This window comes from Pseudomonas sp. F8002, assembly GCF_013385495.1.
In the GTDB taxonomy this organism is placed as follows: Bacteria; Pseudomonadota; Gammaproteobacteria; order Pseudomonadales; family Pseudomonadaceae; genus Aquipseudomonas.
The window spans coordinates 132,360-153,110 of the sequence record NZ_JACAPW010000032.1 but is presented as its reverse complement, the minus strand read 5'-3'; the positions used below and the strand labels follow the sequence as shown (position 1 = coordinate 153,110).

Sequence of the window (20,751 nt, the reverse complement as noted above, 5' to 3'; positions counted from 1 at the left end):
GCCGGCAAGCCAGCTCCCACATTTGATTTGTGTTGTTAGACGTTAAGCAGTCTGCCCAACCCGTCCAGCAAACGCTTCAACGCCCCCTGATTGGCGCGCATCACCGCCAGCCCCGCCTGCCCCATCTTCTGCGCGTCCTGCGGCAGTTCGAACAAACGCTGCACCGCCACCGCCAAACCCTCGGCATCGTCCACTTCCTGCAACGCGCCGGCGTCGCGCATCATTGCGCTGATTTCCAGGAAGTTGAACACGTGGGGCCCGCAGATCACCGGCTTGGCCAAGGCCGCCGGCTCCAACGGGTTATGCCCGCCCGTGGCAACCAGGCTACCGCCGACAAAAGCGCTGTCGGCCAGGGCATACAGAAACAGCAACTCGCCCATGGTGTCGCCCAGCAACACCGAGGTTTGCGCCGTCACCGCCTCGCCGCTGGAGCGACGCACCGTGGCGAAACCCTGCTGCTGGCACAGCTCGAACATCGGGTTGAAGCGCTCCTGATGGCGCGGCACCAGGATCAGCAACGCATTGGGATAACTGGCAAGCAACTGGCGATGGGCAGCGAGCACCACTTCGTCTTCGCCTTCGTGGGTGCTGGCGGCGATCCACACCGGGCGTTCACTGGCGTGCCACTGTTCACGCAACGCGGCGGCGCGCGCCAGCAGTTGCGGGTCGATGGTCAGGTCGAACTTGATCGAGCCGGTGACTTCGACAGTCTCGGGCCGTGCACCCAGGCTGCGAAAACGCTCGGCCTCGGTTTCGGTCTGGACCGCGAACAGGCTCATTTCCGCCAGCATCGGCGCGGTCAGCCTGGCGAAACGCCCGTAGCCCTTGGCCGAGCGAGCCGACAGCCGCGCGTTGGCCAATGCCACGGGAATCCCGCGTTTGGCGCACTGGTGAATATGGTTGGGCCACAGTTCGGTCTCCATGATCACTGCCAGTTTCGGCTGCACGCGATCGAGAAAACGCTTGGCCGCACAGGGCAAATCGTACGGCAGGTAGCAGTGCTGGATGCGCGGCTCGTTGGCGAACAACGCCTGGATGCGCTCGGAACCGGTGGGCGTCATGCAGGTGACGGTGATCGGCAGTTGTGGATAACGTTCCAGCAGCCCGCGAATCATCGGCGCAGCGGCGATGCTTTCGCCCACCGACACGGCGTGCACCCAGATCCCGCCAGGCTGCATCACCGGCAAGCCCCAGGAGAAGCGTTCACCCACGCGCTTCGCGTAAGCCGGCGCTTTGCGGGCCCGCAGCCACAGACGTAAAGCCACCAACGGCAGCGCCAGGTAAAACAGACAGCTGTAGAGAGTTCTATTCATGGCGGCGGAGTTTATCGGCTTTTTCAGTCGATCGCCTGCAAGCACTCGGCAAAACGTTCGGCGAGGAAACGCGCGGCCGGGCCGAGGGGTTCGTCGCGGCGCCAGACCAGCTCCACCACCAGCGCCGGCGGGGTCCATTCGCTGTTCAGTTCGACCATCTGGTTCTGATAGGCCGGATACTGCACCACATGCCGTGGCAACCAGGCCCAACCCAGGCCGCGCGCCAGCCATTCGGCCAGCACGTAGAAACTGTCAGCCCGCCACACTTGCGGGCTGGCGGCCTCGCTGCCGGGATACACACTGGTCTGGGTCGCCATCAGCAATTGGCGAAACTGTGCCAGGCGCTGGCAATCCACGAACTGCTCCTTGGCCATGGGATGCCCGATACCGCACACGGTCACCATCTCCACACTACCCAGCACGCGGCGCTCCAACGCTTCGGGGATCTGATCGTGATAGAACAGCAGGCCCAGATCCGCCTTGCGCTCCACCAGCTTGCGCGCGACATCGCCTTGGGCGGCGCTGGACAACTGCACTTCCAGGCTGGGAAATTTTCCCGCCAGCGCTTCGAGGCTATCGAGCACCGGCTGATAGAGCATGGCTTCATCCTGGGCCAGGCGCAGGCGCGCCTCTTCACCGCGCATCAATGACAAGGCACGGCCATTCAGGCGCTCGCACTGGCGCAAGACTTCCCGCGCCTCCTCGAGCAGTGCCGTGCCCGCCTCGGTCAAGCGGGGCTGGCGGCCGCTGCTGCGATCAAACAGGGATACGCCCAGGTCCGCCTCCAACAGGGCAATCCCATTGCTGACTGCCGATTGTGCCCGACGCTGGTCCCGCGCCACCGCCGAAAATGAACGCTGCTCGGCGACGCTGACAAACAGGCGCATTTGCTCAAGACTCCACTGCACGCTCATGGCTCAACCCATCTTCAATTCGGATAGGTAATGACTTTACCGCATCTGACAAGTCTCTAAAATGCCAACCTTATCAAGCGACCCTGTACCGAGGATTTACCCCATGAACGCCGCCTACTATTACCTGGCCATTGCCATCTGCTCGGAAGTGATCGCCACCGTTTCCATGAAAGCGATCAAGGGTTTCAGCACGCCAATCCCGTTGTTGCTGGTGATCGTCGGCTACGGCGTGGCCTTCTGGATGCTCACGCTGGTGGTGCGCACCGTGCCGGTGGGTGTCGCGTATGCAGTGTGGGCCGGGATGGGCATCGTGATGGTCAGCATCGCCGCGCTGTTTATCTACGGGCAGAAACTGGATATCCCGGCGATGCTGGGCATGGGCCTGATTGTGCTGGGCGTGGTGGTGATTCAGTTGTTCTCGAAAACGGCCGGGCATTGAGCAGTGGCAAGCTGCAGGCTGCAAGAAAAAACAACTCGGTCGCGTCTAACTTGATGCTTACCGCTTGAAGCTTGGCGCTGCGCGCTATACTACGCGCCCTTTTTCCACCACAGAGGTGCAGCGCGCATGCCTATTTCCACCGACGTTCTGATTGTCGGCGCCGGGGTTGCCGGCCTCTGGCTCAATGCGCGCCTGCGCCGCCAGGGCTTTTCCACGGTATTGGTGGAAAGCGCCACCCTCGGTGGCGGGCAAAGCGTGAAGTCCCAGGGGATCATCCACGGCGGCGCCAAATATGCACTGCACGGCGCCCTGACCGGTGCCTCCGAAGCCATCGCCGACATGCCCCGCCGCTGGCGCGAAGCCCTGGCGGGCAACGGTGAACTGGATCTCTCCGGTGTGCGCCTGCTGTCCGAAGCCCACTATTTGTGGTCGCCGGGCACCATCGCCGGCAACCTCACCAGTTTCTTCGCGAGCAAGGCCGTGCGTGGCCGCGTGGATCAAGTGAAGGGCGATGACCTGCCACCGGCCCTGCAAGATCGCCGCTTCAAGGGCAAGGTCTATCGCCTGGCCGAACTGGTGATCGACGTCCCAAGCCTTATCGAACGCCTGGCCCAACTGGCCGGCGACGGTTTGCTCGCGGGCAAACAGATCGAACCCTTGCTGGAACAAGGCACACTGGTCGGCCTGAAGGTCGATGGCCGTGAGATCCGCGCCCAGCGTATCGTCGTCAGCGCCGGCGGCGGCACCGCTGACCTGCTCGGCGCCCTGGGCCTGAGCCAGCCCGCCATGCAGCGCCGACCGCTGCACATGATCATCGCCAAGGGCCCCGGCCTGAAGCCGCTGTACGCCCACTGCCTGGGGGGCGGCACCAAGCCGCGCATCACCGTGACCACGCATCCCGCCGCCGACGGCAATTGGGTGTGGTACCTGGGCGGCGATATCGCCGAAGCCGAAGGTGTGGCCCGTACCCCGGAGCAACAGATCGCCACCGCCCAAAAAGAGCTGGGGCAGTTGCTGCCCTGGATCGACATGAGCCAGACCCAATGGGCCACCTTGCGCGTCGACCGCGCCGAACCATTGCAGTCAGGCCTGACCCGCCCGGACAACGCGTTCCTCGCCGAACAGGATCGCCTGTTGGTGGGCTGGCCGACCAAGCTGGCATTGGCACCGGATTTCGCCGATCGAGTGATCAACGCACTGGAACGTGACGGCATCAAGCCAGGAACTACCGAAAAACTGCCCGAGCTGCCGAAACCCGCCATCGCCCAACCTGCCTGGGAGCAACTGCTGCCATGACCCTGCCGACTCTGCACGACCTCCACCGCCCGCTGGGCAGCACCGGCCTGCTGGTCTCGCCGCTGGGCCTGGGCACCGTCAAGCTGGGCCGCGACCAAGGGGTGAAATACCCCAGTGGCTTCCAGATTCCCGATGACGATGCGGCGCGGATGCTGTTACGCCAGGCCCGGCAATTGGGCATCAACCTGATCGACACTGCGCCCGCCTATGGCCGCAGCGAAGAACGCCTGGGCCCGCTATTGCGCGGCCAGCGCCAGGAATGGGTAATTGTCAGCAAGGTGGGCGAAGAATTTGCCGAAGGCGTATCCCATCACGACTTCAGCGCAGCCCACACCCGGCTTTCGGTGGAGCGCAGCCTGAAACGACTGGAAACGGATTTTATCGACCTGGTGCTGGTGCACTCCGACGGCAACGACCTGCATATTCTCAATGATTGCGAGGTTTACCAGACCCTGGAAGACCTCAAGCGCGAGGGCAAGATCCGTGGTTTCGGCTTCTCCGGCAAAACCGTCGAGGGCGGTGTAAAGGCTCTGGAACAAGGTGATTGCGCCATGGTCACCTACAATCTGAACGAACAGGCCGAGAAAGCCGTCATTGATTATGCCGCCGCACACGGCAAGGGCATCCTGGTGAAAAAGGCACTAGCCAGTGGCCATGTCTGCCTGGAATCCGGAGTGGATCCAATTCACGCCAGTTTCATGCTGTTGTTTGCGCAAACTGGCGTTGCCAGTGCTATTGTCGGGACCATTAATCCGCTGCACCTCGCCCACAACGTGGCGACCGCTGCCAAGGTCATTCGCCAACTCTGATGCCGCCGACGCGGCCGACCCCGACGCAAGAAGGAGCCGACATGCCGCGAACGCTCATAAGAAAGAACCCCAGCAACTTCAAGACACTGCCGCTGCACGTCGAAGCAACCCCCGAAGGCTTGAGCTACCAGAGCGTCGGCATGCCGCTCAACTTCGCCCAGACCCTGCAACGGCGCAAGCCGGTGGAGGTGAAAGACACCGAGCGTTTCGTGCTGGAGCTGGCCAACCTTGGGGTCTCGGTGCGCCTGACGCTGCACTGGCAGAACCGCGATTACTGGGTGCTGGTGCGCCAGCGCCGACAAGACCGTGGCGACGTCGTGCTCAAGCTGATCTCCGGCTATGTGCCGGCCCACGAACTGAACCTGCCACTGCACACCGCCATCCAGGAAATCGCCGAGGAATGCCTGCTGGAAACCCCGGAAGGCTGGCTGGGCGGTCGTTTCAATGACACCTGGCTGCCGGCGCCCTACTCGTCGGCCCTGCACTACCGCGAAGCGTTGCCGTTTCGTCTCTCACCGCTGTCCGGGGCCGCGCGCCCGGTGCGCTGCGCCACCATGCAATTGATTGAACGGCCACGCGCCTACGTGCACCTGCCCACGGCTTCGCTGCAGTTGATTTATGACTTGCGCCTGGAAGTGCCCAAGGAGGCGAAGTCCCTGAGCCTGTTTCATGTGGACGAGCGCCTGGAGGGCGACCAATTGGTGGCCCGCCTGGACCGCCAGCGCCCGGACCTGTACCTGATGCCGCTGAAGGACGGGCAGCCGTGTGCGGAGCTGTATACCTTGAAGAAGGATCAGCTGTATCCGGCGAGTACGCGAGGGTTGTATCTGGCTGAAAGCTTTGCCCAGCAGGAAGGCTGGATCGTGCGGGATGAGCGGATCCGCTGGAAGGACTGGCTGCGCCAGCAAGGGCTGAGTGCACCGGAGAAAGAATCGAAATTGAAGCGCTTGACGGGTAAGGCGCGGCAGATCTTGCGCAAGATCGTGCCGAAGAAAAAAGCCAACCCGTAACCGGACATCAGGTCGCGGCAGTCAAATGTGGGAGCGGGCTTGCTCGCGAAGGCGGTGTATCAGTCACTGCATCTGCCAGCTGACCCACCGCTTTCGCGAGCAAGCCCGCTCCCACACGAACCCGCTCCCACCATCAGTTATTGCGGATCTTCTCGACAATCGCCGTGGTCGAGCTGTTTTCCACCAACCCCAGCACTTTGACCTTGCCACCGTAGGCACTGACGATATCGGCACCCACCACCTGGTCGACGGAATAATCACCGCCCTTGACCAGCACGTCCGGCTTGACCTGGGCCAGCAGGTTTTCCGGGGTCGCCTCGGCAAAGCTGATCACCCAGTCCACCGCACCCAAACCTGCCAGCACCGCCATGCGACGGTCGACACTGTTGATCGGCCGGCCTGGCCCCTTGAGGCGGCTGACCGACGCATCATCGTTGACTGCCACGATCAAGCGATCGCCCTGGGCCCGCGCCTGCTCCAGGTAGGTCACGTGACCGGCGTGGAGGATGTCGAAGCAACCGTTGGTGAAGACAATGCTCTCGTTATGGGCACGGGCATCGTCAATCGCCAGCAACAGTTGCTCAAGGCTCAACACGCCGCGCTCCGAGCCTTCGGATCGCTGGATGGCGCGGCGCAGCTCAGGTGCACTGATGGCCGCCGTACCGAGCTTGCCGACCACGATACCTGCTGCCAGGTTGGCCAGGGCCACCGCATGGGGCAGCTCCTCGCCCGCCGCAATTGCCGCGGCCAGGGTGGAAATCACGGTGTCACCGGCACCGGTCACGTCGAACACTTCACGGGCCCGCGCCGGCAGGTGCATGGCCGGGTGATCAGGACGCAGCAAGGTCATGCCGTGTTCGCCACGGGTCACCAGCAAGGCACCCAGGTCGAGGTCGGCCATGAGTTGGGCGCCCTTGGTCACCAGCTCGTGCTCATCGACGCAACCGCCGACGATGGTTTCAAATTCGCTGAGGTTCGGCGTGATCAGGCTGGCGCCCCGATAAATCGAGAAGTCCTTGCCCTTGGGATCTGCCAGCACCGGAATGCCCCGGGCCTTGGCGGCCTGGATCAGTACCTGATGGTTCTTCAAGGCGCCTTTCCCGTAGTCGGACAGCACCAGCACCTTGATGCCTTCGAGCATCTCGTCGACCTGGGCGCTGAGCACCAGGGCATCGGTGGCGAAGGGTTCTTCAAAATCGATACGCAGCAATTGCTGGTGCCGGCTCATGACCCGCAGCTTGACGATGGTCGGCTGGTGAGGAATACGCTGGAACAGCGCACGCACACCTGCACCCTTCAGGCTGTTGGCCAGGCTGTCGGCAGCCTCGTCGTCGCCGGTCACACCCACGAGGGATGCCGGGGCGCCGAGGGCGGCAATATTGAGGGCAACGTTGGCAGCGCCACCTGGACGGTCTTCGATTTGCTCGACCTTGACTACCGGTACCGGTGCCTCAGGGGAAATCCGTGAGGTACCGCCATGCCAGTAACGGTCGAGCATGACATCGCCGACCACCAAGACAGGGGCTTGATCGAATCGCGGCATGGACAACTTCATGGAGCAACCCACATACAAAATGAACAGGGGCGCGATATTACCACAGGGTTGTCAAAGGCTTGTGCAATGTAGGAGCCGGCTTGCCGGCGATGCGGCCACCGCGGTTTTTCAGTGCAACCGCGGTGGCCATCGCCGACAGGCCGGCTCCTGCAGATCAGGTGATGTCGGCCGGGATCGGCGCGTCCAGGCCCATGGCATGCAGCCGGGCGTAGTAACCGTTTTGCGCCAGCAATTCGCCGTGGGTACCGCGCTCGACTATCCGTCCATCGTCCATCACCAGGATCAGGTCGGCTTTCTCGATGGTCGACAGGCGGTGAGCGATCACCAGGGTCGTGCGGCCTTGCATGACCTTGTCCAGGGCGGCCTGGATATGGCGCTCCGATTCGGTGTCCAGCGCCGAGGTGGCCTCGTCGAGGATCAGCAATGGCGCGTTCTTGAGCAAGGCCCGGGCGATTGCCAGGCGCTGGCGCTGGCCGCCGGACAGCAGCACGCCGTTTTCGCCGACCTGGGTGTCGAAGCCCTTGGGCAACTGGTCGATGAAGTCCTTGGCATAGGCATCGGCCGCTGCCGCCTCGACATCGGCCCGCGGTGCGCCGGCGAGGTCACCGTAGGCGATGTTGTTGGTCACCGTGTCGCTGAACAGGGTCACGTGCTGGGTCACCTGGGCGATGTGCCGACGCAGGTTGAGCAGGCGATAGTCTTCGATTTCCACGCCGTCGAGCAGGATCTCACCGCTCTCATGGTGGTAGAAACGCGGGATCAGGCTGGCCAGTGTCGACTTGCCGCTACCCGAACGCCCCACCAGGGCAACCATCTGCCCGGGCTCTGCGGTAAAGGTGATGTCCTTGAGCACATGGCGATCGGTGCCCGGGTAGGTGAAGTTCAGGTTGCGCACTTCCAGGCGGCCGCTGACCTTGTCGCGCTCGATGGTGCCGCGATCGATTTCCACGTCTTCGTCCAACTGCTCGAAAATACTTTCGGCACCGGCCACGCCTTTCTGGATGGTCGAGCTGACTTCGGACAGCTGGCGGATCGGCTTGGGCAACAGGCCGGCCAACGTGATGTAGGCGACCATGTCACCCGCCGACGCATCACCGCGAAGGTACAGGACCAGGAACATCAACACTGCCATGGCGCTGTAGATCACCAGTTGCAGCGCCGGCGTATAGATCGCGCCGGTGCGGGTCATGCGCAGTTGCTTGTTGGTGTTGCTCAGGCTGGCCTTGAGGAAGCGCTTCTGCTCATACACCTCACCGCCGAAGCTGCGCACCACGCGGTAGCCCTGGATGGTTTCCGAGGCAACGTGGGTCACATCGCCCATCGCCACCTGGATCTTCTTGCTCTGCTTGCGGAATTTCTTGCTTGCGGTGCTGACCATCACGGCAATCAACGGCAGGATGGCGATCATCACCAGGGTCAGCCGCCAGTTCATGAACAGCAGCGAGGCGAACAGGAAGATCACCGTCATGCCTTCGCGAATCACCACCTTGATGGCATCGGTCGCAGCACCGGTGACCATGGTCACGTTGAAGGTGATGCGGGAGATCAGGTGCCCGGAGTTGTGATTGTCGAAATAGCGGTTCGGCAGGGTCAGCAGGTTGTTGAATAACTGCACCCGCAGGTCATGGACCAGGCCCAGGGAAACCTTGGCCAGCAGGTAGTTGCCCAGGAACGATCCGAGGCCCTGCCACGCGGCGATCAGGATGATCAGCAACGGCACGGCCTGCAGCAGTTGCAGGTCACGCAGGAAAGGCACCGTGGGGAACAACACCGCTTCAGGGTTGGACAGGCCATCGACAAAGTACTTGAGGATGTAGCCCAGCATCGGCTGGGTCGAAGCGAAAATCAGAAAGCCGACGATACTCAGCGCGAACAAGCCGGCATAGGGCTTAACGTAGCTGAGCAGGCGGAAGTATATTTTCAAGCTCGAAGGGCTTGCGCTCGGACTGGAGTCGGTCATATCACGCGGCGGTTTTGAAAAAGGAGGCTGACTTTAGCACAGCTTCTCTGTTGTACTTGCACGCGGCACAACCGCAGCCCCGTTGGATCCAACGGACGACATTGTATAGCCACTACATTAGTATGGTTGGCTTTCTTTATTCTGGAACGGCTTTTCTGTATGCAATCCAAGCGCCTTACCTATGGCTCAAACCGCGTTTTCGACTTCCTCTGTCTGTGGATTCTGCCCATCGGCTTGTTGCTGCTCCTGAGTGCGCTGTTCTTCGTTACCAATCGAAATGTGCTGCACAGGTTTTACTACCTTCTATTCGCCGCGCCGACACTGTTGCTGCTGTGCCTGCGCCCGACGGAATTCAAGCAGGTATTGCGCGAGCCCCTGGCGATTGCCTTCCTGGTTTTCTCGGGCTGGGCGCTCACCAGCCTGCTCTGGAGCCCTGAGGCTACGACAGACTCCGACCTGTTCAAGCGGCCACCGAATACCTTCACGTTGTTTGCCGGTTTCGGACTGTTGCTGCATTACCGCAGCGAACTGTTCAAGCCGATCTTCTTCTGCGCCGCGCTGATTGCGCTGGTATCGAGCGCCTGCAGCCTGGTGGCTTTTGCTCCCCATATCTCGGATGGCACGCGAATGATCGGCGGGCGTGGTGCACTTGATAATCCGCTGCTGAGCTCTCACGTATTCGGATTCTTCTGCGTTTACTGGCTGTATGTGTGCATGACTACCAAGCGTGCTCACGTACTCTGGTTCAGCGTTCCGGCACTGGCAATCATGGCCGCGGCGGTGCTGGCCACCGGCTCGAGAACACCGATGGTTGCACTGGTCCTCGCCGTGCTCTGGATGAGTTTCATCAGTCGCAATCGTCGCTCGGCCCTGCTGATCGCCTGTATGGCGCTGGGCGCTGCGGCGCTGTTGCTGTTCTATCCCGAAATGATCACCAATCGTGGCAGCTCGTTCCGGTTCGAACTCTGGAGCATGTCGCTCGCGCGTATCGCCGAACACCCCTGGATCGGCCACAGCTACGACTCAGAGTTGTACCTGACGATTGCCGACGGCTATCAACTGCGCGAACCCCACAGCTTTGCCCTCGGCGTGCTCTATTACGTCGGCATCATCGGCTTCATCCCGTGGATATTCATGCTCGGCTGGGGCCTGTACAAAAGCCTCAAGGAACGTGCGCAGCCATTGTTCATCCTGGCCTCCTCCCTGCTGGCCTATGGCATCGGTGCCGGCCTGACCGAGGGCGGCGGCATTCTCTCGCGACCAAAAGAGCACTGGTTCCTGCTGTGGATCCCGCTGGCACTGATCGCCGGCCTGAGCATCGCCCAGCGTCGCCGCAGCCTGCTGCGCATGCCGGTTCAACGCCTGAAATCGCAAGACTTCGAACAGCTGTGCGCCAACGCCCACGTGATCGAAGCCGATGGCCTCGGGCCCAAGGTCCTGCGCCTGGAGGATGGCAGCTTCCTCAAGCTGTTCCGCCCTCGTCGCTGGTACACCTCAGGCAGCTTCAATCCCTATTCAGAGCGCTTTGCCAGCAACAGCGAGCAACTGCGTGCATTGGGGATTCCATCACCGGTCATCCTCAATCTCTATCAGTTAAAGGATGCGAGCAGCGCCGTACGTTATCAGCCGCTGCCCGGCCTGACCCTGCGCCAGGCCCTGCAAAGCCTGGACAGCAGCCTGCGGGAATCGCTGATCGAACGTTTCGGCCGGTTCATGGCCCAGCTCCACGAGCGCGGCGTATACTTCCGCTCCCTGCACCTGGGCAACGTACTTTTGATGGATGATGGCGAGTTCGGCCTGATTGACGTGGCAGACATGCGCATCTACCCATCGCCGCTGCGTAACGCCCTGCGCCAGCGCAACCTGCGGCACATGCAGCGTTATCCCCAGGACCGCAACTGGTTGTTCGAAACCCACTTTGAACAACTCGCCGCTGGCTACGCTTCGGCAGCATCGCCAAGCGCCACGGCGAAGATCCGTGACCAGGTGTCCAGGCTCAATCGTCCGGTTGCGCAGGTAGCGAACCCGGCCAAGTGATGGTTTGAAGCGCCGGGGTTGCAGGCCCCGGGCCATTGCGATGAACGCAATGGCTCGGCCGAAGCCCTATGAGCTGCGCTGCGGCGCCAGGTACAGCCGCACCAACCCACGCAAGGTCTTGTGACCCCAGAACTTCAACGGAATCTGCTTGAGGATCTCCCGCGCCAGTGGGCGGTCACGGTCGGCGGTCTTGAGGAACATCGAGTTCAGGAAGTTGTAGCGAACCTGATCGTAGGCGGGGTGATCGCTGAACAACCCGTAGGTCTTGAGGATGTTCTGGATCATGTAGCGGTGATTCTTGTAGGTGTTGGTCGCGTGCTGGCGATAGCGCGCCATCACCACGTTCAACACGTCGATGGTGTACCCGGAGTGGGTGATCTTCAATTCGATCAGCAAGTCTTCCAGCGGAATCAGCGGATCGAACCCTCCGACCTCTTCCAGCGCCTGCCGACGGATCATCAGCGTCGGTGCCGGCGGAAAGGGCTTGCGATCGAGGAACAGGTCATCGAAATCCAGGCTGCGAAACGGCAAGTCGCGGCGCTGCTTCTTCTCCGGGTATGGCTTGCCGTCCCCATCAATCAACTCGATATTGCCGGCGCAAATACCCACCTTCGGCTTGCCTTCCATGTAGGCAACCTGGGTGGCGATGCGCTCGGGCAGCATGATGTCATCGGAGCCGAATGGCGCGATCAGGCTGCCTTTGGCGCGGGCGATGGCAGCGTTCAGGGTATTGGTCAGGCCCTGGTTCTGCTGCACCTGGAAATCAAACCCGTGTTCGGCCTGCAAGCGCTGGATGCGCTCCACGCTGTCATCCCTGGAGCCATCGTCTACCACCAGCAACTCGATGTTGGGGTAGGTCTGGCCGAGCACGCTGAGGATGCTCTGCTCGATGTACGGTCCGTGGTTGTAGGAGGCGATGATCACAGTGACCAGGGGTTGCTGCAGACTCATGCTTTACCTACTTCACGCAGACCGGTTTCGATCAGGTTCAAATACTTGTGCCGGAACTCGTCCAGGGTGTGGTTTTCTTCCAGGTAGCGGAACACTTGCTCACCCTTGGCACGCAGCTCTTCGTCGCTCAGCGCCAGGTAAGTGTCCAGTGCTGCCGCCAACTGCTCGACATTGCCCGGATCATGGGAGAGGCCGCCGGCACCTTGCACCAACGGCAACATCGCCGGGCCGTTGGAGGCGATGACCGGCAGATGGCCGCTCATGCCTTCCAGCAGCGCCAGGCCCAGGCCTTCGAACAACGACGGCATGGTCCAGATATCGAAACCGCGCACATACTTCATGCCATCTTCGCGAAAGCCCAGCAGGTGCGCACGGCCGGTCAGGCCCAGGCGCTCGATATCGGCGCGCAGGTCTGCTTCGGCGCGGCCGGAGCCGATGATCCCCACTTGAGCCTCAGGGTATTTGTCCTTGAGGGTGGCGAACGCTTGCAGCAAATGGGTGTGGCCCTTGATCGGCACCAGGCGGCCCAGGGCGCCAATCATCCGTGCATCCAGCGGCAGGCCCAGGGCCTTGCGCGCTTCATCCCGTGGCAATTGCAAGGCTTCGGCCTGGGGGATGTCGATGGCATTGGTGACAAAGGTGGTGTTTTCGCGGGTGAACCCGCAGTTGAGGTCCACCAGGTAATCCCTGACCGCTGCCGACACCCCGACGAATCGCCACGCCGGGCTGACCCACTTCTGCGTCTGGCGCCGGCGGTAGCCCCGGGCGTACTCGCCAAAACCGTGGGAGATGCCGATGCACAGGGGGATCTTCAACCAGCGGTTGAGCGACAGCATCATGTTCACCGACTTGAAGCGGTTACAGATGACCACGTCGAATTTCTGCTCGCGGCAATATTTGTAGATCTGCCACATCGCGCCGAAACGAATGCCCTTGAGGGACTTTTCCGGCAACTCGAAATAATGGGAGTGCTCAGCCACGCTCAGGGGCTGGCCGGGCAGCGGGCGGCCGCTGAGGAACCCGGATGTGACCTCGAAACGTTCAGCCGGCAAGGCCTTGACGATCTGCTCGCCGAGGTCGGCGAAGTCGTGGGTCTTGACGTTGTAGTCCGGCTGTAACTGCAAAACCTTGAAACGAGGTTTCATAACTCTCCATGCTGCAATCTGGCTGCGGGCGCGCAGCCCGGTGAAAAAGGGGCGGCAGGCGCTGCAAAGCCTGCCTTCAATAAGGTCTCAGTCCTGCTTCAACACCCAGAGCAATTCATGGCGGCGCACCGCCTTGCGGAAGAACTCATTCTCTCCGTAAGGCGATGGACTACGGCCCGCCAGTAATTGCTGCAACCACCTGCGCACGCGGCGCTTGAACGGCGCCCGCGGCTGCAAGTCGTGCATCATGCCCAGGGCCATGGCCTTGTCCTGCTGCTGGCTCAGCGTCAGCGGCACGCTGCAAGGCACCAGTTCATGCGTGGCATCAAAGCGTGGCGGCAAGGCCACGCCAGCGCCCGAATCACCCATGGGCCAACGATCGTTATCATGCAGGTGGTTGGCGTAGCCGAGCAACGTGCCCGGTTGCCACTCCAGGCCTTGCAAGGCTTCGAGAATCGCGGCGTGGGCGCAGATGTGATCCGGGTGCGGATCCAGCAACGGCGTCGGCAACACGATCACCTGCGGGCGCGCCTTGAGCAGCAACGCCCGCAGGTCGGCAATCAGGTTATTCCAGGTCGGGGCGCCGTCCACATCCCCGGGCAAGGCCAGGGCATTGAACTGGCGAAACAGCCGCGTATCGTCCAACTGGGCTTCCCGGGAAGCCTGGGGCTGATCCGGGGCGGCCTGCATCGCTGCAAGCTGCATGCAGAAGTACCCCAACTGCACGCACTGCGCTTCGGGAACGCCCGCCCAACGCGGCACGGTGACGCTGTCCCAGGCACGCAGGCGGCCTTTGAGTCGTGCGGCATCGGCCTTGGGCATGCCCATCTGCTGATAGTGATCGGCTTCGATTTCGCCCGCCGTGAGGGTGACGATCCAGCTCTCATCGGCTTGGCTGTACAGGCTGAAGGCAGCCAGTTCGGCATCGTCGGCATGGGGAGCAATGACCATCACGCGCTGGCGACGGTAATCCGGCTGGCGGAACAACCACAACGTCGGCTGCCCCTTGATCCGGCAGAAGCGCCCGCGCAAGCGCAGCTTACCGCTGCCCAGCGCTTCGCCCATGCCTGTCAGGTTGAGGTAGCGCCGTCCTGCGACCCCCCGCTCGAAGACTTGCCGGTCTGGTGCATCCAGGCCCGATAACTCCACCGCAGGATCGAAAAAACGCCCAAGCCACGAGCTTTTGAGTTCAACCCCTACGATCAGGGTTTCATCGCCCACCAAGGGCACGTCCAACAGCAGGCGTCCTGCTTCAAGACGCAGCCCCGCGCACTCGCTCCCTTCAGGAAACGCGTACTCATAATCGTCTTTCGGCGAGTAGAACAGATGATCGGCAAACCAGGCCTCATGTGCGGCCCACAGCACCACGGCCAGCACCAGCGGCAACCACCAGGCCACCAGCACACCGACAGCCACCAACAGCAACAGGCCCACCACCAGCGCAATACGCTTGTTGCGCCGGTGCTGCTTGAGCAATTGCTGTTTGCGACTCATACGCTGAACACCGGCACCGGGTTGCACCAGCGCTCCTTGTATTCACGGTCGGAACGCCCGAAGGAGAAACGCAGCGGCTTGTCGCTCGCCCGCGCTTGCTCCCAGGCACTTTGGGTATTGAGGAAGCTCAGCACGCTGCCGGGGCTGAACGCCTTGGTTTCAGGGTCGACACCGCCGTTGACGTACTCGGCGCTGACCCACTGCGGCGCCTGCACCTGATACACCAGTTGCACGGCAATCGCAGCGTCATTGAGAAACAGCATCGAGCCGAACAGGAATTCCTTGAGCAACTCCAGCACCTCGGCCAAGCGCTCGGCTCCCGCCGCAGGGAAACCCCAACGCCGCTGGAACAGGTCGCAATAAATCGCCGCCAGTTCGCTGCTGGAAAACTCGCCGACCGCCCTTACCACGCCGCCGGCCTCTTCCAGCAAACGCAATTCACGGCGCTGGTTGTAGCGAAACTTCTTCGACAACTCTTCCGGTGTGCGCGCCATGGCCAACTGCTCGGCCTGGGGCTTGAGGGTGCTCACGCGCCCTTCATTCAGTGCAGAGAGATAGCGCGCGCGATGGCGCAATGGCACCTGCGCATCGGCGGCAATCGGCAGGATGATCTCGGCGTTACCCAGATCAAACAGGCCTTTTTTGCCTTTGCGCTTGAGCACGTCCTTGGACAGGGCCAGGTCGCGCCCCCAGGTAGCAATTGCGCCCTTCAGCTCACCGTCCTGCTCCCAGCCCAGGTAGCGCACCGGAATCTGCGCCAGGTGCGCCAGCCGCTCGACGATCTGCGGATGAGTCGCCACGCTGCCGCCAAAACGCTGCCAGGCCTGGGCGTAAACCTCGGCCTCGACAGGCGTCCAGCCACGTTCACGCCAGCCCTGGAAGCGGTTCAGCATTTAGACCACGGCGTCATAAGGGTCCACGCCGTCCTTGACCACGAGGATGTCTTCCATGATCAGGTACTGCAGGTCGGAACCGAAGAACATGTTCAGCGCGTCGGTCGGCGAGCAGATCATCGCTTCGCCACGACGGTTGAGCGAGGTGTTCAGCGACACACCATTGCCGGTCAGTACTTCCAGTTCTTTCATCATGTCGTAGTAGCGCGGGTTGTATTCGCGCTTGAGCACCTGGGCACGGGAGGTACCATCTTCATGGACCACTTCCGGCACGCGGGTTTTCCACTCTTCCGACACTTCAAAGGTGAAGGTCATGAACGGCGCCGGGTGATCGACCTTGATCATCTGTGGCGCAACGGTGTCGAGCATCGACGGGCAGAAAGGCCTCCAGCGCTCGCGGAACTTGATCTGGTGGTTGATCCGGTCAGCCACGCCGGTGGCGCTTGGGCAACCGATGATCGAACGACCACCCAACGCCCGCGGGCCAAACTCCATGCGGCCCTGGAACCAGGCCACCGGGTTGCCGTCGACCATGATCCTGGCGATGCGCTTGGGCATGTTTTCAATCTTGCGCCAGACCGGCTTGCTCTCGTGCTTGGCGCACGCCGCGATCACGTCTTCGTTGCTGTAGGACGGGCCGAGATAGACGTGTTCCATCTTCTCCACCGGCACACCACGGGCGTGGGACACGTAGGCTGCCGCACCGACCGCGGTACCGGCATCGCCGGACGCCGGCTGCACGAACAGCTCCTTGACGTCGTCGCGGGCAATGATCTTCTGGTTCAGCTTGACGTTCAGCGCACAGCCGCCGGCAAACGCCAGCTTGCCGGTGTCTTTGAGGATGTCGCCCAGGTAATGGTCGATCATCTGCAACGCCAGCTTCTCGAACAGCGCCTGCATGCTGGCCGCGTAGTGGATGTACGGCTCGTCGGCGATATCGCCTTCGCGCTTCGGACCCAGCCACTCGATCAGTTTGGGCGAGAAGTAGAAACCCTTGCCCTTCTCTTTGTAGCGGCGCAGGCCGATGACGTTGGCGTAGTCGGTGTTGATCACCAGCTCGCCGTTTTCAAAGGAGGCCAGGCGCGAGAAATCGTACTTGCTGGCATCGCCATACGGCGCCATGCCCATGACCTTGAACTCACCGTCGAGCATCTCGAAACCGAGGAACTCGGTGATCGCGCCATACAGGCCGCCGAGGGAGTCCGGATCGTAGAATTCCTTGATCTTGTGGATCTTGCCGTTTTCGCCGTAGCCGAAGAAGGTGGTGGCGTACTCGCCCTTGCCGTCGATCCCGAGGATCGCGGTCTTCTCCTGGAAGCCCGAGCAGTGATAGGCGCTGGAAGCGTGGGCCAGGTGGTGTTCAACCGGTTCGATCTTGATTTTCTTCGGATCGAAGCCCAGTTGCTCCAGGCACCAGACGATCTTGTTGCGATAGCGCTTGTAGCGACGGTTGCCCATCAGGATCGCGTCTAGGGCGCGGTCCGGGGCGTACCAGTAACGCTTGGCGTAGTGCCAGCGGGCCTCGCCGAACAGGCTGATGGGGGCGAACGGAATCGCCACCACATCAACATCGGAAGGCTTGATACCGGCTTGTTCCAGGCAGAACTTCGCCGATTCGTAGGGCATGCGGTTCTTTGCATGTTTGTCGCGCACGAAGCGCTCTTCTTCGGCGGCCGCGATCAGCTTGCCGTCGATGTACAAGGCTGCGGAAGGATCATGGCTAAGGGCGCCGGACAGGCCAAGAATCGTCAATGCCACAGGGGTCTAGCCTCTTTTAGTCTGCATGCAGGCGCGTCACGCCTGAAAAAAGTGTGCTCCCCGCCTGGGCGAGAAACAGCTAAAGGGCGGGATTATAGCGTAAACACGGCGCGGGATGATCTAGGGATTGTGGCGACCGGTTGTCACTGCAGGCCTAGCGGAATATCTCGATGCTGCCGTCCCTGTTCTGGCGGTAGACCGTGTAGGGCAGCACAAGGGTGTCGAGCAAGCCGGAGGCCACGAGCTCGGCGGCGAAGATCGGCAGGGAGCCGGAGGCATCGCGCGTGTGCTCTTTGGTGGTGTCGGGGGCGCCGTTCAAGGTGCAGAAACCGTAGATCACCCCACTGTAGATACGCGGCACGTTTTCACAATAACTGCGCGATTCCTTGAGGTTCTGGCTGGCAACGGCGTCCGGGCGAAACACCGTGTTGATGGTGCCGCAACCGGTGGTGGATACCAGTACAGCGGCGAGAAGGACTCTGGTTGCAAGACTCACGGACAACTCCATTTGGCATAAGTGTGGGCATTCATCCCTGCCCCATACAACCTTGCCGGATCCGTTTATGAACCCGGGCGCCAATAGATACTGATGTTGCCATCGGTACCTTGCTTGTAGACCGTATAGGGCAGAACCACTGTATCAACAATGCCCGAGACCGTTATATCCAATAGAACGAATGGCATCAGCACGCCAGTGAGGTCCGGCGCGGCGTGCAGCAGGCAGAAATCAAAGGCAACCCCGCTGTAGACACGGGGAATCGACTGGCAGTAGGTTTTTTGCTTCCTGAGCTCACGTGCCGCCGCCGCATCTTCGCGCAACAGCGTATTGGCCGTTCCGCAGCCGCTCAACACAAGGATTCCAATGCTTAGCGCAGCAGTCATTTTTAGCGTCATGGCAAGCCCTCTGAATGGCCAGCAACGCTAACATCGGCCCTGTTGGCGACCCAGACCCCACGCACCGCCGCGCCATGTAAGAAGATTCCGAAATGGCAAAAGCTGGCTGAATCGTTAAACTCGCGCACTTTTGTGCGCCATGGATGCTGGTTTACTCATGAAAGTTGTTGTACCCACTCGATTTGCGATGCTGCTTCCCGGACTGCTTGGCCTGTACAGCAGCGCCCAGGCCGATGAAGCGCCACTGGTCCTGGACCCCAGCGTGGTCACCGGTTCGCGCAGTGCCAGCCCATCGTTTGACCTGCCGTATTCGGTGGACAGCATCAGCCGCGAACAAATCAGCGATGGCCAACTGGGCATCAATGCTTCAGAGGCACTGTCCCGCGTGCCCGGCCTGGTGGTTCAAAACCGCCAGAACTACGCCCAGGACTTGCAGATTTCCTCCCGTGGCTTCGGTGCTCGCTCGGCATTTGGTGTGCGCGGTATCAAGCTGATCGCCGACGGCATACCCGCCAGCACCCCGGACGGTCAGGGCCAGGCCGCCACGTTCAACCTCGACACCGCCGAGCGCATCGAAGTCCTGCGCGGCCCGGCCGCCACGCTGTATGGCAGCAATGCCGGCGGCGTGATCCAGATGTTCTCCCGCAACGGCGAAGGCCCGCCGCGCATCGGTGCCGAGACGCTGGTGGGCAGTGACGGCCTGAGCAAGAACCACCTCACCGCCGAAGGCGCGGCAGATGGCGCAGGCTTCGTGCTGGACGCCTCGCGCATGGACACCGATGGTTATCGCGACCACAGCAGCGCCCGCCGCGACCAGACCTTTGCCAAGCTCAATTTCGAGCCCGATGAAGACAGCAAACTGGCGCTGATCTACAGCAGCCTGGAACAGAACGGCACGCAGGATCCGCTGGGGCAGGCGTGGGATGCGTACAAGGCCGACCCGCGCTCGGTCAGTAGCGCCGCCGAGCTGTACAACACCCGCAAAAGCATCGACCACCAGCAACTGGGGATGAATTACGAGCGGTATTTCGGTGACGCCACACTGCAGGTGAATGCCTACACCGGGCGGCGGAGCGTGATTCAGTATTTATCGATTCCCAAGGGAACGCCCGCCAACGAACGCGGCGGCGGCGTGGTGCAGTTCGACCGCAAGTTCTACGGCGGCTCCGTGCGCTGGATGCAACCGGTCGACAGCGTGCCGGGCGAGCTGATGATCATCACCGGCCTGGATTTCGACCAGAGCGAAGACAGCCGCCACGGCTACCAGAACTACAGCGGCAACACCCTTGGCGTAAAAGGCCAGTTGCGCCGGGATGAAATCGACACCGCCCGCAGCCTCGACCCCTACATCCAGGCCAACTGGGCCATCAATCGCTGGACCCTGCAAGCCGGGGTACGCCACAGCACCATGGAACTGGATGTCGACGACCAGTTCCTGAGCAACGGCGACTCCAGCGGCAACAAGACCTATCAGAAGAACACACCGTCCGTGAGCGTGATGTACGCCTTCACGCCCGACCTGCACGGCTACGTCAGTGCCGGCAAGGGGTTCGAGACGCCAACCCAGGCGGAACTGGCGTACGCGCCGGGCAACATCGAAGGGTTCAACTTCGGCCTGAAGCCGTCGGAAAGCACGCAGTATGAAGTGGGCTTGAAGGCACAGTTGAACGACACCCGGGTCAACGCCGCTGTCTTCCAGATCACCACCGAGGACGAGCTGGTGGTGGACCAATCGATCGGTGGCCGCACCAGCTACCAGAACGCCGGCCGCACCCTGCGCCGCGGCTTCGAACTGGGCATCGAAAGCCAGCTCAGCGAGCAGTGGAGCACCAACATCGCCTACACCCGCCTGCAAGCCACCTACGACAGCGACTTCATCGGTGGCGGCAAACCGGTGGACAAAGGCAACTACCTCCCCGGTGTGCCACAAACCACACTATTCGCAGAGCTCAACTGGAAACCCCGGGACTGGGTCAGCACCGCCGTGGAAGGCATGTACCGCAGCAAGGTCTACGTCGAAGACACCAACCAGCAACACGCGGCACCGGGCTACAGCGTGTTCAACTGGCGTGCACGCTTTGAGCAGAAGGTGGAGCACTGGACGTTCCACCAGACCCTGCGCCTGGATAACTTGCTGGATCGCCAATATGTGGGGTCGGTGATTGTCGGAGACGGCAACGGCCGCTATTACGAAGCAGCGCCGGGACGCTCGTGGTATGCAGGCGCCGGCGCCGAGTACACATTTTAGAAACTGACCATCGAACTTGTGGCGAGGGAGCTTGC

General features: G+C 61.8%; 17 protein-coding genes. 6 read left to right on the top strand and 11 right to left on the bottom strand.

Translation table 11 applies throughout. The features are described 5' to 3' along the window. Positions 1-35 precede the first annotated feature (35 nt). A complete protein-coding gene (gene waaA / locus HX811_RS23300; RefSeq protein ID WP_177039703.1) occupies positions 36-1,313 on the bottom strand; it encodes a lipid IV(A) 3-deoxy-D-manno-octulosonic acid transferase in 1,278 nt (425 codons plus the stop codon). Positions 1,314-1,336: 23 nt separating this feature from the next. After that, positions 1,337-2,227, bottom strand: coding sequence for a LysR family transcriptional regulator (locus tag HX811_RS23295; protein WP_008439125.1), 891 nt, complete (start codon positions 2,225-2,227; stop codon positions 1,337-1,339). 103 nt (positions 2,228-2,330) lie between these two features. On the opposite strand from HX811_RS23295, the gene HX811_RS23290 reads away from it, so the two are divergent. From HX811_RS23290 to HX811_RS23275, 4 genes are all read left to right on the top strand, one after another. Continuing rightward, positions 2,331-2,666, top strand: coding sequence for a multidrug efflux SMR transporter (locus tag HX811_RS23290; RefSeq protein ID WP_003209492.1), 336 nt, complete (start codon positions 2,331-2,333; stop codon positions 2,664-2,666). A 126-nt stretch (positions 2,667-2,792) separates the two neighbouring features. Then, the gene (locus tag HX811_RS23285) at positions 2,793-3,962 is read left to right on the top strand and encodes an FAD-binding oxidoreductase (protein ID WP_177047572.1); all 1,170 of its coding nucleotides are present in this window, start codon (positions 2,793-2,795) and stop codon (positions 3,960-3,962) included. Continuing rightward, a complete protein-coding gene (locus tag HX811_RS23280; protein WP_003209490.1) occupies positions 3,959-4,771 on the top strand; it encodes an aldo/keto reductase in 813 nt (270 codons plus the stop codon). Before HX811_RS23285 ends, HX811_RS23280 begins: the two co-directional genes overlap by 4 nt. Positions 4,772-4,812: 41 nt before the next feature. Then, positions 4,813-5,781 carry a hypothetical protein gene (locus HX811_RS23275; protein ID WP_003209488.1) on the top strand — a complete coding sequence of 323 codons (969 nt, stop codon included), beginning with the start codon at positions 4,813-4,815 and terminating at the stop codon, positions 5,779-5,781. Positions 5,782-5,914: 133 nt separating this feature from the next. On the opposite strand, the gene hldE is transcribed toward HX811_RS23275, so the two are convergent. After that, positions 5,915-7,336, bottom strand: a complete 1,422-nt coding sequence (gene hldE, locus HX811_RS23270) for a bifunctional D-glycero-beta-D-manno-heptose-7-phosphate kinase/D-glycero-beta-D-manno-heptose 1-phosphate adenylyltransferase HldE (RefSeq protein WP_003209486.1) — start codon at positions 7,334-7,336, stop codon at positions 5,915-5,917. Between the two features lie 154 nt (positions 7,337-7,490). Then, entirely contained in the window at positions 7,491-9,296 is a 1,806-nt protein-coding gene (msbA, locus tag HX811_RS23265) for a lipid A export permease/ATP-binding protein MsbA (protein ID WP_177047570.1), read from the bottom strand. Positions 9,297-9,455: 159 nt separating this feature from the next. Between msbA and HX811_RS23260 the strand changes: the two genes are divergently transcribed. Beyond that, complete coding sequence (locus HX811_RS23260; protein WP_177047568.1) at positions 9,456-11,333, top strand: bifunctional O-antigen ligase/aminoglycoside phosphotransferase family protein; 1,878 nt, start codon at positions 9,456-9,458, stop codon at positions 11,331-11,333. A gap of 66 nt (positions 11,334-11,399) precedes the next feature. Here the strand turns inward: HX811_RS23260 and HX811_RS23255 are convergent, their stop codons facing one another. The 7 genes from HX811_RS23255 to HX811_RS23225 form a co-directional block, all read right to left on the bottom strand. Next, a complete protein-coding gene (locus tag HX811_RS23255; RefSeq protein ID WP_177047567.1) occupies positions 11,400-12,284 on the bottom strand; it encodes a glycosyltransferase in 885 nt (294 codons plus the stop codon). Beyond that, positions 12,281-13,429, bottom strand: a complete 1,149-nt coding sequence (locus tag HX811_RS23250) for a glycosyltransferase family 4 protein (protein WP_008439138.1) — start codon at positions 13,427-13,429, stop codon at positions 12,281-12,283. The genes HX811_RS23255 and HX811_RS23250 overlap by 4 nt, the downstream gene beginning before the upstream one ends. Before the next feature lie 87 nt (positions 13,430-13,516). Beyond that, positions 13,517-14,923: a PIG-L deacetylase family protein gene (locus HX811_RS23245; protein ID WP_177047566.1), complete on the bottom strand. Its 1,407-nt coding sequence runs from the start codon at positions 14,921-14,923 to the stop codon at positions 13,517-13,519. After that, entirely contained in the window at positions 14,920-15,816 is an 897-nt protein-coding gene (locus tag HX811_RS23240; RefSeq protein WP_177047565.1) for a GNAT family N-acetyltransferase, read from the bottom strand. The genes HX811_RS23245 and HX811_RS23240 overlap by 4 nt, the downstream gene beginning before the upstream one ends. Continuing rightward, positions 15,817-17,574, bottom strand: a complete 1,758-nt coding sequence (locus HX811_RS23235) for a carbamoyltransferase (protein ID WP_008439143.1) — start codon at positions 17,572-17,574, stop codon at positions 15,817-15,819. It abuts the gene before it with no gap. A 154-nt stretch (positions 17,575-17,728) separates the two neighbouring features. Then, the gene (locus HX811_RS23230; protein WP_008439144.1) at positions 17,729-18,082 is read right to left on the bottom strand and encodes a YceK/YidQ family lipoprotein; all 354 of its coding nucleotides are present in this window, start codon (positions 18,080-18,082) and stop codon (positions 17,729-17,731) included. Between the two features lie 53 nt (positions 18,083-18,135). Continuing rightward, on the bottom strand, positions 18,136-18,468 hold the full coding sequence (locus tag HX811_RS23225) for a YceK/YidQ family lipoprotein (protein ID WP_010169294.1): 333 nt from the start codon (positions 18,466-18,468) through the stop codon (positions 18,136-18,138). Between the two features lie 157 nt (positions 18,469-18,625). Between HX811_RS23225 and HX811_RS23220 the strand changes: the two genes are divergently transcribed. Beyond that, the gene (locus tag HX811_RS23220) at positions 18,626-20,716 is read left to right on the top strand and encodes a TonB-dependent receptor (RefSeq protein WP_174717770.1); all 2,091 of its coding nucleotides are present in this window, start codon (positions 18,626-18,628) and stop codon (positions 20,714-20,716) included. The last annotated feature ends 35 nt before the right edge of the window (positions 20,717-20,751 follow it).

Excerpts from the sequence above, each read along its gene's own strand:
- waaA (WP_177039703.1), bottom strand. The coding sequence starts at position 1,313 with ATGAATAGAACTCTCTACAGCTGTCTGTTTTACCTGGCGCTGCCGTTG.
- HX811_RS23295 (WP_008439125.1), bottom strand. The coding sequence starts at position 2,227 with ATGAGCGTGCAGTGGAGTCTTGAGCAAATGCGCCTGTTTGTCAGCGTC.
- HX811_RS23290 (WP_003209492.1), top strand. The coding sequence starts at position 2,331 with ATGAACGCCGCCTACTATTACCTGGCCATTGCCATCTGCTCGGAAGTG.
- HX811_RS23285 (WP_177047572.1), top strand. The coding sequence starts at position 2,793 with ATGCCTATTTCCACCGACGTTCTGATTGTCGGCGCCGGGGTTGCCGGC.
- HX811_RS23280 (WP_003209490.1), top strand. The coding sequence starts at position 3,959 with ATGACCCTGCCGACTCTGCACGACCTCCACCGCCCGCTGGGCAGCACC.
- HX811_RS23275 (WP_003209488.1), top strand. The coding sequence starts at position 4,813 with ATGCCGCGAACGCTCATAAGAAAGAACCCCAGCAACTTCAAGACACTG.
- hldE (WP_003209486.1), bottom strand. The coding sequence starts at position 7,336 with ATGAAGTTGTCCATGCCGCGATTCGATCAAGCCCCTGTCTTGGTGGTC.
- msbA (WP_177047570.1), bottom strand. The coding sequence starts at position 9,296 with ATGACCGACTCCAGTCCGAGCGCAAGCCCTTCGAGCTTGAAAATATAC.
- HX811_RS23260 (WP_177047568.1), top strand. The coding sequence starts at position 9,456 with ATGCAATCCAAGCGCCTTACCTATGGCTCAAACCGCGTTTTCGACTTC.
- HX811_RS23255 (WP_177047567.1), bottom strand. The coding sequence starts at position 12,284 with ATGAGTCTGCAGCAACCCCTGGTCACTGTGATCATCGCCTCCTACAAC.
- HX811_RS23250 (WP_008439138.1), bottom strand. The coding sequence starts at position 13,429 with ATGAAACCTCGTTTCAAGGTTTTGCAGTTACAGCCGGACTACAACGTC.
- HX811_RS23245 (WP_177047566.1), bottom strand. The coding sequence starts at position 14,923 with ATGAGTCGCAAACAGCAATTGCTCAAGCAGCACCGGCGCAACAAGCGT.
- HX811_RS23240 (WP_177047565.1), bottom strand. The coding sequence starts at position 15,816 with ATGCTGAACCGCTTCCAGGGCTGGCGTGAACGTGGCTGGACGCCTGTC.
- HX811_RS23230 (WP_008439144.1), bottom strand. The coding sequence starts at position 18,082 with ATGGAGTTGTCCGTGAGTCTTGCAACCAGAGTCCTTCTCGCCGCTGTA.
- HX811_RS23225 (WP_010169294.1), bottom strand. The coding sequence starts at position 18,468 with ATGACGCTAAAAATGACTGCTGCGCTAAGCATTGGAATCCTTGTGTTG.
- HX811_RS23220 (WP_174717770.1), top strand. The coding sequence starts at position 18,626 with ATGAAAGTTGTTGTACCCACTCGATTTGCGATGCTGCTTCCCGGACTG.